This window comes from Streptomyces sp. NPDC005302, from assembly GCF_040607345.1.
Lineage (GTDB): Bacteria > Actinomycetota > Actinomycetes > Streptomycetales > Streptomycetaceae > Streptomyces.
On record NZ_JBEXGN010000003.1, the window covers coordinates 256,572 to 270,908 of the forward strand.

11 protein-coding genes and 1 pseudogene are annotated in these 14,337 nt (G+C 72.8%); 8 read left to right on the forward strand and 4 right to left on the reverse strand.

Annotated features, from left to right (window positions below; all coding sequences use genetic code 11):
- Positions 1 to 42: 42 nt before the first annotated feature.
- Positions 43 to 834, reverse strand: coding sequence for a (2Fe-2S)-binding protein (locus ABZT74_RS05660; RefSeq protein ID WP_356433646.1), 792 nt, complete (start codon positions 832 to 834; stop codon positions 43 to 45).
- Positions 835 to 1,086: 252 nt separating this feature from the next.
- Here ABZT74_RS05660 and ABZT74_RS05665 point away from each other — a divergent pair, with 252 nt between their 5' ends.
- Both ABZT74_RS05665 and ABZT74_RS05670 read left to right on the forward strand, forming a co-directional pair.
- On the forward strand, positions 1,087 to 2,109 hold the full coding sequence (locus tag ABZT74_RS05665) for an FCD domain-containing protein (RefSeq protein ID WP_356433496.1): 1,023 nt from the start codon (positions 1,087 to 1,089) through the stop codon (positions 2,107 to 2,109).
- A gap of 202 nt (positions 2,110 to 2,311) precedes the next feature.
- Positions 2,312 to 2,617: a hypothetical protein gene (locus ABZT74_RS05670; RefSeq protein ID WP_356433497.1), complete on the forward strand. Its 306-nt coding sequence runs from the start codon at positions 2,312 to 2,314 to the stop codon at positions 2,615 to 2,617.
- Between the two features lie 25 nt (positions 2,618 to 2,642).
- Here ABZT74_RS05670 and ABZT74_RS05675 read toward each other — a convergent pair.
- The 3 genes and pseudogenes from ABZT74_RS05675 to ABZT74_RS05685 all read right to left on the reverse strand — a co-directional run.
- A pseudogene (locus ABZT74_RS05675) lies at positions 2,643 to 2,744 on the reverse strand (carbohydrate ABC transporter permease); the annotation flags it as partial.
- Positions 2,745 to 2,988: 244 nt separating this feature from the next.
- Positions 2,989 to 3,762: a hypothetical protein gene (locus ABZT74_RS05680; protein WP_355869323.1), complete on the reverse strand. Its 774-nt coding sequence runs from the start codon at positions 3,760 to 3,762 to the stop codon at positions 2,989 to 2,991.
- Positions 3,763 to 3,899: 137 nt separating this feature from the next.
- Positions 3,900 to 5,573: a PucR family transcriptional regulator ligand-binding domain-containing protein gene (locus ABZT74_RS05685; RefSeq protein ID WP_355869325.1), complete on the reverse strand. Its 1,674-nt coding sequence runs from the start codon at positions 5,571 to 5,573 to the stop codon at positions 3,900 to 3,902.
- 409 nt (positions 5,574 to 5,982) lie between these two features.
- Here ABZT74_RS05685 and ABZT74_RS05690 point away from each other — a divergent pair, with 409 nt between their 5' ends.
- The 6 genes from ABZT74_RS05690 (at position 5,983) to ABZT74_RS05715 (ending at position 14,277) form a co-directional block, all read left to right on the forward strand.
- A complete protein-coding gene (locus ABZT74_RS05690; protein ID WP_355869328.1) occupies positions 5,983 to 6,873 on the forward strand; it encodes a xanthine dehydrogenase family protein subunit M in 891 nt (296 codons plus the stop codon).
- Positions 6,873 to 7,484 carry a (2Fe-2S)-binding protein gene (locus tag ABZT74_RS05695; protein WP_356433498.1) on the forward strand — a complete coding sequence of 204 codons (612 nt, stop codon included), beginning with the start codon at positions 6,873 to 6,875 and terminating at the stop codon, positions 7,482 to 7,484. The genes ABZT74_RS05690 and ABZT74_RS05695 overlap by 1 nt, the downstream gene beginning before the upstream one ends.
- A 2-nt stretch (positions 7,485 to 7,486) precedes the next feature.
- A complete protein-coding gene (locus tag ABZT74_RS05700) occupies positions 7,487 to 9,874 on the forward strand; it encodes a molybdopterin cofactor-binding domain-containing protein (RefSeq protein WP_355869334.1) in 2,388 nt (795 codons plus the stop codon).
- A 272-nt stretch (positions 9,875 to 10,146) separates the two neighbouring features.
- The gene (locus ABZT74_RS05705) at positions 10,147 to 11,604 is read left to right on the forward strand and encodes an NCS2 family permease (RefSeq protein ID WP_355869337.1); all 1,458 of its coding nucleotides are present in this window, start codon (positions 10,147 to 10,149) and stop codon (positions 11,602 to 11,604) included.
- Between the two features lie 42 nt (positions 11,605 to 11,646).
- The gene (locus tag ABZT74_RS05710; protein ID WP_356433499.1) at positions 11,647 to 12,801 is read left to right on the forward strand and encodes an XdhC/CoxI family protein; all 1,155 of its coding nucleotides are present in this window, start codon (positions 11,647 to 11,649) and stop codon (positions 12,799 to 12,801) included.
- 291 nt (positions 12,802 to 13,092) lie between these two features.
- The gene (locus ABZT74_RS05715; protein WP_356433500.1) at positions 13,093 to 14,277 is read left to right on the forward strand and encodes a glycoside hydrolase family 6 protein; all 1,185 of its coding nucleotides are present in this window, start codon (positions 13,093 to 13,095) and stop codon (positions 14,275 to 14,277) included.
- Positions 14,278 to 14,337 lie beyond the last annotated feature (60 nt).

Genomic DNA, 14,337 nt, shown 5'->3' on the forward strand with positions numbered 1-14,337 from the left:
GATCTTAGGGTACGCGCGGGCCCGCGCCCGACCGGGGGCGCTTCAACCGGCGTCGACAGCCGTCAACTTGCGGACGCGGTCCGCGTCGCAGGTGCGCGGGCAGGTCGCACAGGTGTCCGCGGGGTCCAGTGTGTAGAAGAGGCAGCAGCTCGCCCGGTCCCGGGTGGGCAGCGACTCGCCGGCGGGGCCGGTCAGTTCACGGAACGCCGCGGAGCCGACGTAGGGCCGGGTGGCGCCGGGCAGCAGCAGTTCGAGTTCGCGCCTGGCGCGCGCCTCCTCGCCGAACAGGGGTGCGAGATACCAGAGGCCTTCGACGATCTCGTCGGTCGCCATGCCCCACAGGGCCCGGCCGCGCCGCCGCATGCGCGGCCCGAAGCCGCCGAGGACCGGATCCAGGTGCTCGGCCACGGCGGCCCGCACCTCGGCGCGCAGCGCCTCCTCGTCCGGCACGACCCGCGCACCGGGAAGCCCGGCGGCCGGGTCGTCCGGCAGGCAGGCGAACGTGGTGACGCGGACGGCGAACCGGCCGAGCTCGCGGTGGTATGTGACGTGCTCCACAGGCATGCGGGGCACCCGGCGCCGCAGGAACCACGGCACGGTGATCAGGAGGCAGGCCGGCCAGGCGTACCGGTGCAGTCCGAAGCTCGCCACGACATCGGGCCGTGCCGGCTGCGCGTGGTCCCGGATCACCTGCGCCTCGTCCCACGCGAGGAACGCGTCGAGTTCGGGCCCGCCTCGCGCCAGACCGGCGGCGTGGGCCCACCCCGTACCGCGGGGCGCCGCTTCTCCGTTGGTCAGCTCGGTGACGCTCAGGCCGGGCATCGCCTCGGTCATCCGCGCGTACGCGTCCGCGACGGGTGACACGGCGGCGAGCGTGTCGGGGCCGGTCGCGGCGGTCGCGACGGCCTGGGCGGGCAGAGCGGGAGCGGACATGCGGAACCATCGCTTCACGATCGTTTGCAGGTAAGCCTTACCTTACCCTCCGTTTCGAATGTTTGAACTGAGGCGATGTGCGCCTATCGTGCTTGACGCACAGGTGACAATCGCCGCAATGACCCCAAGCAGCACCGAGCCGGAGGAGGACCCGTGGAGCAGGCCGGTCCGCGCAGCGCGCACGGCTCCGAGGGAGCGGGGGTCCCGGAGACCCGGGCGGCCGCCTTCCGGGTTCCGGCGCAGCCGCTGCCCGGGGAACGCAGCCGTCCCAGGGTCGTCCCGCCGGGCGCTGCCGGAGACGGAGCCGACACCGGACCGGACGGCGCCGAGGCGTCTGCCCGCGGAGAGCACACCCACGGCGAGGCGCCGGTCCCGCGCCCGCGCGGTGCCGGCTCGCCTTCCGTCGTCCCCGCGCAGGGCACGCGTCCCGGAACGCGGGACAAGGGCACCCGGTCGCCGGATCCGGCGGAGCACCGCTCCGCCGGGCAGCGGGACGCCCTCCGCCCCGGCGCACCGGCCGACGACCCGACGGCCGGAGCGCGTGCCCGGCCCGTCGTGCAGCGGGCCTCCGTGCGCGGGCAGATCCTCGATGCGCTGCGCACCGCGCTCGTCGCGGGTGAACTCGCCCCCGGCGAGGTGTACTCGGCGCCCGCGCTCGGCGATCGCTTCGGAGTGTCCGCCACGCCGGTGCGCGAAGCCATGCAGCAGCTCGCCCTCGAAGGCGCCGTCGAGGTCGTCCCGAACCGGGGCTTCCGTGTCATCGAGCGCGGTACCCGCGAACTGGCCGAACTCGCCGAGATCCGCGGGCTGATCGAGGTTCCCGTGATGCTCCGGCTCGCCCGCACCGTGCCCGCCGCGCGCTGGGCCGAACTGCGCCCGCTCGCCGAGGCAACCGTGCGCGCCGCCTCCTCCGGCTGCCGCGCCACCTACGCCGAGACCGACCGCACCTTCCACCGCGCGGTCCTCGCCCTCGCGGGCAACGCCCAGTTGGTGCGCATCGCCGACGACCTGCACCGCCGCGCGCAGTGGCCCCTCGTCGGCGGTCCCGTCTCCCGGGGCCGCGCCGACCTGGTGGCGGACGCCGCCGAACACACCGCGCTCCTCGACGCGTTGATCGCCGGGGACCTCGCGGTCGTCCAGGCCCTGGTGCGGGAGCACTTCACCGGCGCGTCCTGAACCGGCCCTGGCGCGACCGTGCCGCGTCCGGCGGTGGGCCCGCGCCGCATCCGGCGGTACGTAACCGTCCGGATCCCTTCCGTCACGGAGCCGTACGGTCCGCGCAACACTCTCCGCCGCCGGGAACCCGCACCGCCCGCGTCCGCGTGCCCCGGTGCACAGGTCCCGGGCGAGGGCCCGACCGCAACCGGGGGAGAGAGCCATGCCAGACCCGTCCTGGGCGGCGCAGCAGCAGGCACAGCAGGCCGCTCGGCAGGCCCAGCAGATCCACCAGAACCATGTCCGCATCCACCACCACGCGCACGACATGGCCCGCGTCCACGGGGGTTCGCCCCGCACGCACCGCCCGACGGCCCACACCGGCGCCGGCCGGGGCGGCGGTCTCGGCGGCTTCCTGACGCTTCTCGTCGTGGTGGCCGTCGTCGTCTGCCTGGTCCGCGACCCCGGACTCCGTCACGACGCCACGACGTTCGCACGCGACCTGCTGGCACGGATCCAGAGCAGCTGACGGCCGTTCCGCGTTCCCCCCCCGCCATCGCGAAAGCGGCCGTCGGCAGGATGATCGCGAGCAGGCTGTCGTACAGGTCCAGCTCGGCGGTCGTCAGGTACAGCGGGACCACGACGGCCTGCGTGGGTCGGTCGCCGCACGCTCGACCCGCACCGGCCGGACAAGGCGCTCTTCCCGGTGAGCGGGGCGCGCCCAGGAGAACGCGAAGCGGGACCTTGTCGCGGCGGGCGGGACCACGGCCACGGCGGCTCGGCCGCGTCACCGGACCACCCGCCCGCGGGGAGGCCGTTCACCCTTCGCGGGGCCACGGCGATCCGAACCGCCCGGGCCCGCCGTGGGCGCACATGTCGCGGGTGCGCCCACGGATCCGGTCAGGCCGTCGCAGCGGGGGGCGCCAACTGGGCCGCCAGCCAGATGGGTACGCCCCCCAGCAGCCGGAACAGCCGGCCCGCCTCCGCACGGAGCCGGGAGGCCTCCGGCTCCGACTCGGCGTCCGCGAGCGACGCCAGCGCCGGGGCCGTACCGACGAGATAGCCCAACTCCTCGCGGATGCGCAGGGACTCGGCGAAGCCGTGCCGGGCCTCCGCCAACTCCCCCTCCCGCAGGGCGAGTCCGGCGAGGTGCCGCCAGGTGAAGGACATCAGCAGCGGATCGTCCTGGGAGGTCGCGCCCGCATGCGCCCGCCGGTACGCCGCCCGGGCCGCCTGCGGTGCCCGGGCCAGGTTCTCGGCGAGCAGCCCGCGCCGGAAGTCCAGCAGCGCGCGCCCGGGAGCGCCCGGCGCGATCAGGGCGGCCGCCCGGCCGAGTGCGGCACGTGCCTCGTCGGCCCGGTCGCGCACGCTCAGCAGGGTGGAGGCGTAGGCGAGTTGGCCGCGTTCGCAGGCCGCCGCACCGCGCTCGTCGTCGCTCTGCGCGAGGGCCTCGGCGGTGCGCAGCGCGTCCTCCGCCTCGGCCCAGCCCTGCTCGGTGTAGAGACAGCGCTCGACGAGCAGCGAAGCCCTCTGGAGGGATGCCTCCGCCGTGTGCGGCTGGAGCAGCGCCGCCGCGTCGGCCCAGCAGGCGCGCGAGCGCAGCCGCCATACCGCGGTCTGGAGTGGATCGTCCCCTGCAGTCGTTCCGGAACCAGACATGGCGGTATGCGCCACGTTGCCCTCCCCGAGCACACCATTGAGCTGTTGAGTGGTGGCATCTCAGCACGGATCACCGGGCCCGGCCAAGAGGGTGGGTGAAGGATTTCACAAAGTGGCGGGGCGGGACCGGCCTTCCGGGACCCCGCCGTGCGTCAGCTCATCCGCAGGGCCAGGAAGAAGTCCAACTTGTCCTCCAGGCGCGACAGGTCACGACTCGTCAACTGCTCGATGCGGCCGACGCGGTAGCGCAGCGTGTTGACATGCAGGTGCAGACGGGCCGCGCAGCGCGTCCAGGAGCCGTCGCAGTCGAGGAACGCCTCCAGGGTGGGGATCAGTTCGGCGCGGTGCCGGCTGTCGTAGTCGCGCAGCGGGTCGAGGAGCCGGGCGGTGAAGGCGCGGCGGACGTCGTCCGGCACGAAGGGGAGCAGCAGGACGTGCGAGGCCAGCTCCTGGTGCCCGGCCGCGCAGACCCGCCCGGGGCGGGCCGCGGCGACCCGGCGGGCGTGCCGCGCCTCCTCCAGGGCGCCGCGCAGCCCCTCCGCCGAGTGCACGGCGGCGCTCACCCCGAGCGTGAGGCGCCCGTCGTCGTTCAGCCCGGCCGACAGCGGGGCCCTGACGGCCTCCAGGAGGCGGTCGGCGTGCAGACCCGTGCCCGAGCCGTCGTCGTCGGCCGAGACCGCCGGAAGGGGGACCAGCGCGATGGCCTCGTCACCCGTGTGGGCGACAGCTATCCGGTCGGAATGTTCGGGCCCCGGGGACAGCGGGTCCACGAGGATCTCCTCCAGCAGCGTCTGGGCCACCGGACCGCCCTCGATGTCGCCGCCCTCCCACTCCACCCGCGCCACCACGACCTGCCAGTGCGGGGCCGCGCCGAGGCCCGGCAGCAGCACCGGCGCCGCGACCCGCAGCCGTGCCGCGATCTCGGCGGGCGCGGCGCCCGTCTGGACCAGCTCCAGGACCTCCTGCGCGAGCCGCCGCCGCACAGTGCGCGCCGCGTCCCGCCGGTCCCGCTCCACGGCGATGAGCTGGGTGACGCCCTGGAGCAGGTCGAGCCGCTCCTCGGGCCAGTCCCCGGCGTCCGCCTCGACGGCGAGCAGCCAGTCGGAGAGCACGGTCTCGCGCACGTCCCGCGAGGCGGTCGCGGCGCGCGCCGCCGAGCGGATCGGGAAGAGCGAGTACGTCGCCTGGCCGACCGTGACCCGGTGCGGCCCCCGGCGCCCCGTACGGGCCGCCGCGAGGTGCTCGGCGGCGAGCCTGGCGCAGACATCCGCGGGCAGCTCGCCGCCCGCGGCCTTCGAGCCCGCGACCGTCCGTCCGGCGGGGGACAGGACCCAGGCGCGCAGGTCGAGGTCGGTGCCGAGCAGGTCGAGGACCACGTCCGGGCCCCCGCCGGCGGGGCCCGACGTCATCATCCGGCGGTGCCGGTCGACCACGGCGGCCAGGTCACCCGCGCGCTCGCCGGAGACCTGGCGCACGACGTGCTCGGTGATGGTCGCGAAGGCCACCGACTCGTTCACGGCGAACAGCGGCAGGCGGTGCCGGGCGCAGGCGAGGACCAGGTCGTCGGGGATGTCGCCCAGCTCCGCCTCACCCGCGGCGAGGCCCGCGACCCCGGTGCCCGCGAGGATGCGGACGAAGGGCTCGGAGTCGCTCGCGTCGTGCCGCCAGGCGAGGCCGGTGAGGACCAGCTCGCCGCCCGAGAGGTACCGGCTCGGGTCCTTGAGGTCCGTGGTCATCACACCGCGGACGGTGCGGTCGAGCTCGTCCTCGCCGCCGAGCAGCCGCAGGCCCAGCGCGTCGGTGTCCAGCAGTGCGCGCAGCCGCATTCTCGTCGCCGCCGTTCTTTGTCTCGAAATCTACGATGAAGCGTCGGTGAGGTTCCCGCGAGCGGGTCCCCGGGCCGCGCGGAGCCGGTCCGCGGGTGCCGGGCGTCAGCGAGCCGGTCCCCGGGTCATGGCCTGGGCTTCCGCGAGCCGCGCTCCCTGTTTCCAGGGGGCTGTGCTCACTGTTTCCAGAGGGAACCGAGGAGGTAACTGAAGGCCTCCGTTCATACGAATCTACAAGATGCGCGCGTTGGCCAGCCAACTCCTTCATGGTTTCGGTGACTGACCCCCGTATGGGACAGCGCTGTGTACTGGCCTCACTCCGCGTTAACACCTCATGAACGAGCCGGGCCGCCCGCACACGATCTGGCTTGATCAGAACGACCGACGACACGAATGAAGAGAGCCACTCATGGACTTCCTTCGCCCCGCCAGCTGGGAGGAGGCGCTCGCCGCCAAGGCTGAGCACCCCACGGCTGTGCCGATTGCGGGTGGCACCGATGTGATGGTCGAGATCAACTTCGACCACCGCAGGCCCGAGTACCTGCTGGACCTCAACCGCATCGGCGAGCTGAGCGAATGGGAGGTCGGCGAGGAGAGCGTGCGTCTGGGCGCCTCCGTTCCGTACACCCACATCATGGAGAACCTGCGCGGCGAGCTGCCGGGGCTGGCCCTCGCCTCCCACACGGTGGCCTCCCCGCAGATCCGCAACCGCGGCGGAGTCGGTGGCAACCTCGGCACCGCCTCCCCGGCCGGCGACGCCCACCCCGCCCTCCTCGCGGCCGGCGCCGAGGTCGAGGCCGCATCCGTCCGCGGAACGCGCCTGATCCCGATCGACGCGTTCTACACCGGCGTGAAGCGCAACGCGCTCGAGCCCGACGAGCTGATCAGGGCCGTGCACGTCAAGAAGGCGGACGGCCCGCAGCAGTACTCGAAGGTCGGCACCCGCAACGCCATGGTGATCGCCGTGTGCGCCTTCGGCCTGGCCCTGCACCCCGACACCCGGACGGTCCGCACCGGCATCGGCTCGGCCGCGCCGACCCCGGTCCGCGCCAAGGCCGCCGAGGAGTTCCTGAACGCCGCGCTCGACGAGGGCGGCTTCTGGGACAACGGAAAGATCATCACCCCGTCGGTCGCCAAGCAGTTCGCGGACCTGTGCTCCGCCGCCTGCAACCCGATCGACGACGTCCGCGGCACCGCGAGCTACCGCCGCCACGCGGTGGGCATCATGGCCCGCCGCACGCTGAGCTGGACCTGGGAGTCGTACCGCGGCGGCGCCGCCCGCACGGAGGGAGTCGCGTAATGCGCGTCAATTTCACGGTCAACGGCCGTCGGCAGGAAGCCGACGACGTCTGGGAGGGCGAGAGCCTCCTGTACGTCCTGCGCGAGCGCATGGGTCTGCCCGGTTCCAAGAACGCCTGCGAGCAGGGCGAGTGCGGATCCTGCACCGTCCGGCTGGACGGCGTGCCCGTCTGTTCGTGTCTGGTCGCCGCGGGACAGGTCGAGGGCCGCGAGGTCGTCACCGTCGAGGGGCTCGCCGACTTCGCCAAGCAGCGCGCGGAGCACGGCGGTTGCGCCACCGGCGCCTGCGGCGCCGAGAAGGGCGGAAAGCACGAGGGCACTTCACTCGACGCCGCCAAGGGATGGGCCGCCAAGGGCCACGACTCGCAGGCCGGCGAGGGCACCGAACTCTCCCCGGTCCAGCAGGCGTTCATCGACGCCGGCGCCGTCCAGTGCGGCTTCTGCACCCCGGGCCTGCTGGTCGCGGCCGACGAGATGCTGGAGCGCACGCCGAACCCGAGCGACGCGGACATCCGCGAGGCGCTCTCCGGCAACCTGTGCCGCTGCACCGGCTACGAGAAGATCATGGACGCGGTCCGCCTCGCGGCCGCCCGCCAGACCGAGGAGGTCTGACCATGGGAACGACCGGTACACCCACCGACATCACCCAGGGCTCCAAGACCAAGGGCGGCATCGGAGAGTCCACGCTCCGCCCGGACGGCATCCTCAAGGTCACCGGAGAGTTCGCGTACTCCTCCGACATGTGGCACGAGGACATGCTGTGGGGGCAGATCCTGCGCTCCACCGTCGCGCACGCCGAGATCGTCTCGATCGACACCTCCGAAGCCCTCGCCCAGGCCGGCGTCTACGCCGTCCTGACCTACGACGACCTGCCCACCGCGGTGAAGACCTACGGCCTGGAGATCCAGGACACGCCGGTCCTCGCGCACGGCAAGGTGCGCCACCACGGCGAGCCCGTCGCGATCGTCGCCGCCGACCACCCCGAGACCGCCCGCCGCGCCGCCGCCAAGATCAAGGTGGAGTACCGCGAACTGCCCGTCATCACCGACGAGGCGTCCGCGACCGCGCCCGACGCGATCCTCATCCACGAGGGCCGCGACGACCACCACATCGGCCACGTCCCGCACCCCAACATCGTCCACCGGCAGCCGATCGTCCGAGGGAACGTCGAAGAGGCCGCCGCGCGGGCCGACTTCGTCGTCAAGGGCGAGTACACCTTCGGCATGCAGGACCAGGCCTTCCTCGGCCCCGAGTCCGGGCTCGCCGTACCCGGCGAGGACGGCGGCGTCGACCTCTACGTCGCCACCCAGTGGCTGCACTCGGACCTCAAGCAGATCGCGCCCGTCCTCGGCCTGCCCGAGGACAAGGTCCGCATGACGCTCTCCGGCGTCGGCGGCGCCTTCGGCGGGCGCGAGGACCTGTCGATGCAGATCCACGCGTGCCTGCTGGCCCTGCGCACCGGCAAGCCCGTCAAGATCGTCTACAACCGCTTCGAGTCCTTCTTCGGACACGTCCACCGCCACCCCGCGAAGCTCTACTACGAGCACGGGGCGACCAAGGACGGCAAGCTCACCCACATGCGGGCCCGGATCGTCCTCGACGGCGGCGCCTACGCGTCGGCCTCCCCGGCGGTCGTCGGCAACGCCTCCTCGCTCAGCGTCGGCCCGTACGTCGTCGAGGACGTCGACATCGAGGCGATCGCGCTCTACACCAACAACCCGCCCTGCGGCGCGATGCGCGGCTTCGGCGCGGTCCAGGCGTGCTTCGCCTACGAGGCCCAGATGGACCGGCTCGCCGACAAGGTGGGCATGGACCGGGTCGCGTTCCGCCAGCTCAACGCCATGGAGCAGGGCACGCTCCTGCCGACCGGACAGCCCGTGGACTCACCGGCCCCGGTCGCCGAACTCCTGCGCCGCATCAAGGCGATGCCGCTGCCGCCCGAGCAGCAGTGGCTCGCCGCCGGCGAGGAGGCCGACGTACGGCAGCTGCCCGGCGGCCTGTCCAACACCACGCACGGAGAAGGTGTCGTCCGCGGCATCGGCTACGCCGTCGGCATCAAGAACGTCGGCTTCTCCGAGGGCTTCGACGACTACTCCACCGCCAGGGTCCGCATGGAGGTCGTCGGCGGCGAGCCGGTGGCCACCGTGCACACCGCGATGGCGGAGGTCGGCCAGGGCGGCGTCACCGTCCACGCGCAGATCGCCCGCACCGAGCTGGGTGTCACCCAGGTGACCATCCATCCCGCCGACACCCAGGTGGGCAGCGCCGGTTCGACGTCCGCGTCCCGTCAGACGTACGTCACCGGCGGCGCCGTCAAGAACTCCTGCGAGCTGGTCCGCGAGAAGGTCCTGGAGCTCGGCCGCCGCAAGTTCGGCACGTACCACCCGGCGTGGGCCACCGCCGAACTCCTGCTGGAGGGCGGCAAGGTCGTCACCGACGGCGGTGAGGTCCTCGCCGACCTCGCCGACGTGCTGGAGGGCGAGGCGGTGGAGATCGAGGCCGAGTGGCGGCACCGCCCCACCGAGGCCTTCGACCTGCGCACCGGCCAGGGCAACGGACACGTCCAGTACTCCTTCGCCGCGCACCGCGCCGTCGTGGAGGTGGACACCGAACTCGGCCTGGTCAAGGTCATCGAACTGGCCTGCGCCCAGGACGTCGGCAAGGCGCTCAACCCGCTGTCCGTCATCGGCCAGATCCAGGGTGGCACCACCCAGGGCCTGGGCGTGGCGGTCATGGAGGAGATCATCGTCGACCCGAAGACCGCGAAGGTGCGCAACCCCTCCTTCACGGACTACCTGATCCCCACCATCCTCGACACGCCGACCATCCCCGTCGACGTGCTCGAACTCGCCGACGACCACGCCCCGTACGGGCTCCGTGGCATCGGCGAGGCCCCGACCCTGTCGTCCACGCCGGCCGTCCTCGCGGCGATCCGGAACGCGACGGGTCTGGAGCTCAACCGGACGCCGGTCCGTCCCGAACACCTCACGGGCACCGCGTAGCACCGGACACGACTCTCCGGGCGGCGCCGGGAACGTCACACTTCGCCGCGCCGCCCGGAGTACCCGGGACCGCACCGCTCGCGGTACCAGGGACCCAGCAGAGAGCAGCACACGCACACGCGTACCGCACAGAGTCCTTCTCGTTCGTCTCGGGCCGTCCCCCGGGTCGTGCGGCCGAAGCACCATCCCAAAACCCGCAACCGCGATCGCGGTGCAGCAGCCGTCAGGGTGGCTGTGGCGGGTGCCCCTTTGAACCTTGGGAGCAGGCCCACATGACCCAGCAGTCACTGGAGCCGAAGACCGCCGCGACGGACGCGGGCGCGGGTACCCGCGTCCCGGCCGGACGGTCTTGGCTCGACCGGTACTTCCACATATCCCAGCGGGGAAGCTCGATCGCGCGCGAGGTGCGCGGCGGCGTCACCACCTTCATGGCGATGGCGTACATCCTGCTGCTCAACCCCCTCATCCTGTCCGGCAAGGACGTGGCGGGGGATGTGCTCGGCCAGAAGGCCCTGATCACCGCGACCGCGTTCGCGGCGGCCTTCACCACGCTTCTCATGGGATTCGTCGGCAAGGTGCCGCTCGCCCTCGCCGCCGGCCTCTCCGTGTCCGGCGTGCTCTCCTCGCAGGTGGCGCCGCAGATGACCTGGCCGCAGGCCATGGGCATGTGCGTGATGTACGGCGCGGTCATCATGCTGCTCGTCGTCACCGGCCTGCGCGAGATGATCATGAACGCGATCCCACTGGCGCTCAAGCACGCCATCACCATGGGCATCGGTCTCTTCATCGCCCTCATCGGCCTCGTGAAGGCCGGCTTCGTCCACCAGGGCAAGGCGACCCCGGTCACCCTCGGCGCCACCGGTGAACTCGCCGGCTGGCCGGTCCTGCTCTTCGCCGCCACCCTGCTGCTGATCTTCATGCTCCAGGCGCGCGGCGTCCCCGGCGCGATCCTCATCGGGATCATCTCCGGAACCGTCGTGTCGGTCGTCCTCAACGCCGCCGGGGTCATCGACCCCAAGCAGTGGGCCAGCGGGGCACCCGAGCTGCACGGCAGCGCGGTGTCCATGCCGGACTTCTCGCTCTTCGGCCACGTGGAGTTCGGCGGATGGGGCGGGGTCGGCGCGATGACGGTCGGCATGATCGTCTTCACGCTCGTGCTCGCCGGGTTCTTCGACGCGATGGCCACCATCATCGGCGTCGGCACCGAGGCCAACCTGGCCGACGCCCAGGGCCGGATGCCGGGCCTGTCGAAGGCGCTGTTCATCGACGGCGCCGGCGGCGCGGTCGGCGGTGTGGCCGGAGCCTCCGGCCAGACGGTCTTCGTCGAGTCCGCGACCGGCGTCGGCGAGGGGGCCCGCACCGGCCTCTCCTCCGTCGTCACCGGCCTGTTCTTCGCGGCCTGCCTCTTCTTCACCCCGCTCACGTCGATCGTGCCCGGCGAGGTCGCCGCCGCGGCACTCGTGGTCATCGGGGCGATGATGATGATGAACGCCCGTCACGTGGACTGGGCCGACCGGGCCACCGCGATCCCCGTCTTCCTGACCGTGGTGATCATGCCCTTCACCTACTCGATCACCGCGGGCGTGGCGGCCGGTGTGATCAGTTACGTCGCCATCAAGATCGCCCAGGGCAAGGCACGGGAGATCGGGGCCTTCATGTGGGGCCTCACGGTGATCTTCTTCGTCTACTTCGCGCTCAACCCGATCGAGAGCTGGATGGGCGTCCACTGACGCTCCGGCTCGCTCCACGCAACCGCTGTTAAGGAGACCGAGATGCTGGACATCGCCGAAGAGCTGCACCGGTGGGTCGAGCAGGGCCGTGACTTCGCCGTCGCCACCGTGGTGGCGGTCGGGGGCAGCGCGCCCCGCCTGCCGGGGGCCGCACTGGCGGTCGACGCCGACGGCACGGCGATCGGCTCGGTCTCGGGCGGTTGCGTGGAGGGAGCGGTCTACGAGCTGTGCCGGCAGGCCCTGGAGGACGGCGACACCGTCCTCGAACGCTTCGGCTACAGCGACGACGACGCCTTCGCGGTCGGACTGACCTGCGGGGGTGTCATCGACATCCTCGTCACCCCGGTCCGAGCGCGGGACACCGCACGCCGGGCGGTGCTCGCGACGGCGCTGGCCGCCGTCGCCGACGGGCAGGCGACCGCCGTCGCGCGGATCGTGAGCGGACCCGCCGAACTGGTCGGCCGCGCCCTCCTCGTACGCTCCGACGGTTCGTACGAGGGCGGCTTCGGCGCCCACCCGGAACTCGACCGCACGGTGGTCGGCGAGACCGTGGCCCAGCTGGACGCGGGCCGCACCGGCACCCTGGAGATCGGAGAGCAGGGCTCTCGTTGCGGAGCACCGCTCACCGTCCTCGTGGAGTCCTCCGTCCCGCCGCCACGCATGATCGTCTTCGGCGCCATCGACTTCGCCTCGGCACTGGTCCGCATGGGCAAGTTCCTCGGCTACCGGGTCACCGTGTGCGACGCCCGCCCGGTGTTCGCGACCCGGACCCGCTTCCCCGACGCGGACGAGATCGTCGTGGACTGGCCGCACCGCTACCTGGAGAGCACGGACGTCGACGCGCGGACCGTCCTGTGCGTCCTCACCCACGACGCCAAGTTCGACGTCCCGCTGCTCCGGCTCGCCCTGCGGCTCCCGGTGGCGTACGTCGGCGCCATGGGCTCCCGGCGCACCCACCTCGACCGCAACAAGCGACTGCGCGAGGTCGGCGTGACCGAGCTGGAACTGGCCCGCCTCAGGTCGCCCATCGGCCTGGACCTCGGAGCGCGCACCCCCGAGGAGACGGCGCTGTCCATCGCCTCGGAGATCGTGGCCAACCGGCGCGGCGGTAACGGCAGTTCACTGACCGGCGCCCACACGCCGATCCACCACGACCCGAACTCGGTCCCGGCCCGCCGCATCGGCTCGGTGGCCTGAGCGGCGACCCGCGCGAGGCCCGTCACGGACCGTGGCGGGCTTTCCCGTCTCCTCGTCCCGCACGCCGACGCCTCCTCGGCCCGCACGCCGACGTCTCCTCGGCCCACGTGCCGACGCGGCCCGCGTCCGGCCCTGATCGGTCCCCGCGCCGACGCCCCCCATGGGCCGCCGATCCCCTCGTGTTCCGCCGATTCCGACGCGCGTATTGACGTAGGCATGCCGCTCGGCGAGTCTCCTGTGGGAGCGCTCCCGCACGTCCCTCGTGACCGTTGTGACCCAGGAGTGAACCGGATGAAACGACGTACCCCCACATGGCTCGCGGCCCTGTCCCTGAGCCTGGCCGCCCTGTTCGCCGTACCCCCGGCACACGCCGCGGAGGCCTCGGACGCGGCGGGGCGCGGGCCCGCGCTGTACGTTCCGGACGCCAACCCGGCCGCGTACCGACAGGCCCTCGACCTCGCCCGGGCCGGCCGGCTCCGCGACGCGGCGGGCATCCTGACCATGGTGAACACGCCGCAGGCCGTGTGGTTCGGTGACCAGACGCCGGCCGAGGTGGAGCGGCAGGTCCGGGAGGTGGTGCGGGACGCGGGCCGCGACGACGCGACCGCGGTGCTCGCGCTGTACGACATCCCCGGCCGCGACTGCTCCAACTACTCGGCGGGCGGGGCCGCGAACACCGCCGAGTACGAGGAGTGGATCGACGCCGTGGCGCGGGGGATCGGCCACGGCGACACGATCGTCACCCTCGAACCCGACGCCCTCGCCCTGCTGCCGTCCGACTGCGGCCAGGACGACGCCGAGGGCACGAAGACCGCGGCCCGCTACACCGAGGTCAACTACGCGGTCGACGCGCTGGAGCCGCTGTCGGGGACAAGGGTCTATCTCGACACCGGGCACCCCGGCTGGCACACGGTCGACTCCATCGTGCCGCGCCTGATCAAGGGCGGGGTGGCCCGGGCCTCCGGCTTCTACACCAACGCGTCGAACTACAACACCGACGACACCAACTCCTGGTACGGCAAGCTGATCTCGTCCTGCCTCGCGTACGCGGCCGGCGGGGGAGACGTCGCGGCGTGCCCGAGCCAGGGCTGGCCGCGGGCCGACGCGCAGGCGTGGCTCGACACGCACGTGCACACGCCCGCCTCGCGGATGAAGCACTTCGTCACCGACTCCAGCCGCAACGGCCGGGGCCCGTGGACCCCGCCCGCGGGCAAGTACGCCGACGCGCAGGACTGGTGCAACCCGCCGGACCGTGGTCTCGGCGCGCGCCCGACGCTGCGCACGGGGGACCCGTTGCAGGACGCCCGCCTGTGGATCAAGACGCCCGGCGAGTCGGACGGCCTCTGCCTCCGCGGAACGGCGGGCCCGCAGGACCCCGAGCGGGGCACGGTCGACCCGGACGCGGGTGACTGGTTCCCGCAACAGGCCCTGGAACTGGCGCGGTTGGCCAACCCGCCGCTGCTGCCGACGAGTTGACGCTCACTGGACTCGGCGTCCCGCCGCTCCCGGGCGGTGGGGTGTCGCTGTCGGCGAGGC

Bases quoted from the DNA above. Each gene is read 5' to 3' on its own strand.
- ABZT74_RS05700 (WP_355869334.1), top strand. From the start codon at position 7,487: ATGGGAACGACCGGTACACCCACCGACATCACCCAGGGCTCCAAGACC.
- ABZT74_RS05710 (WP_356433499.1), top strand. From the start codon at position 11,647: ATGCTGGACATCGCCGAAGAGCTGCACCGGTGGGTCGAGCAGGGCCGT.
- ABZT74_RS05685 (WP_355869325.1), bottom strand. From the start codon at position 5,573: ATGCGGCTGCGCGCACTGCTGGACACCGACGCGCTGGGCCTGCGGCTG.
- ABZT74_RS05660 (WP_356433646.1), bottom strand. From the start codon at position 834: ATGACCGAGGCGATGCCCGGCCTGAGCGTCACCGAGCTGACCAACGGA.
- ABZT74_RS05670 (WP_356433497.1), top strand. From the start codon at position 2,312: ATGCCAGACCCGTCCTGGGCGGCGCAGCAGCAGGCACAGCAGGCCGCT.
- ABZT74_RS05715 (WP_356433500.1), top strand. From the start codon at position 13,093: ATGAAACGACGTACCCCCACATGGCTCGCGGCCCTGTCCCTGAGCCTG.
- ABZT74_RS05690 (WP_355869328.1), top strand. From the start codon at position 5,983: ATGGACTTCCTTCGCCCCGCCAGCTGGGAGGAGGCGCTCGCCGCCAAG.
- ABZT74_RS05705 (WP_355869337.1), top strand. From the start codon at position 10,147: ATGACCCAGCAGTCACTGGAGCCGAAGACCGCCGCGACGGACGCGGGC.
- ABZT74_RS05695 (WP_356433498.1), top strand. From the start codon at position 6,873: ATGCGCGTCAATTTCACGGTCAACGGCCGTCGGCAGGAAGCCGACGAC.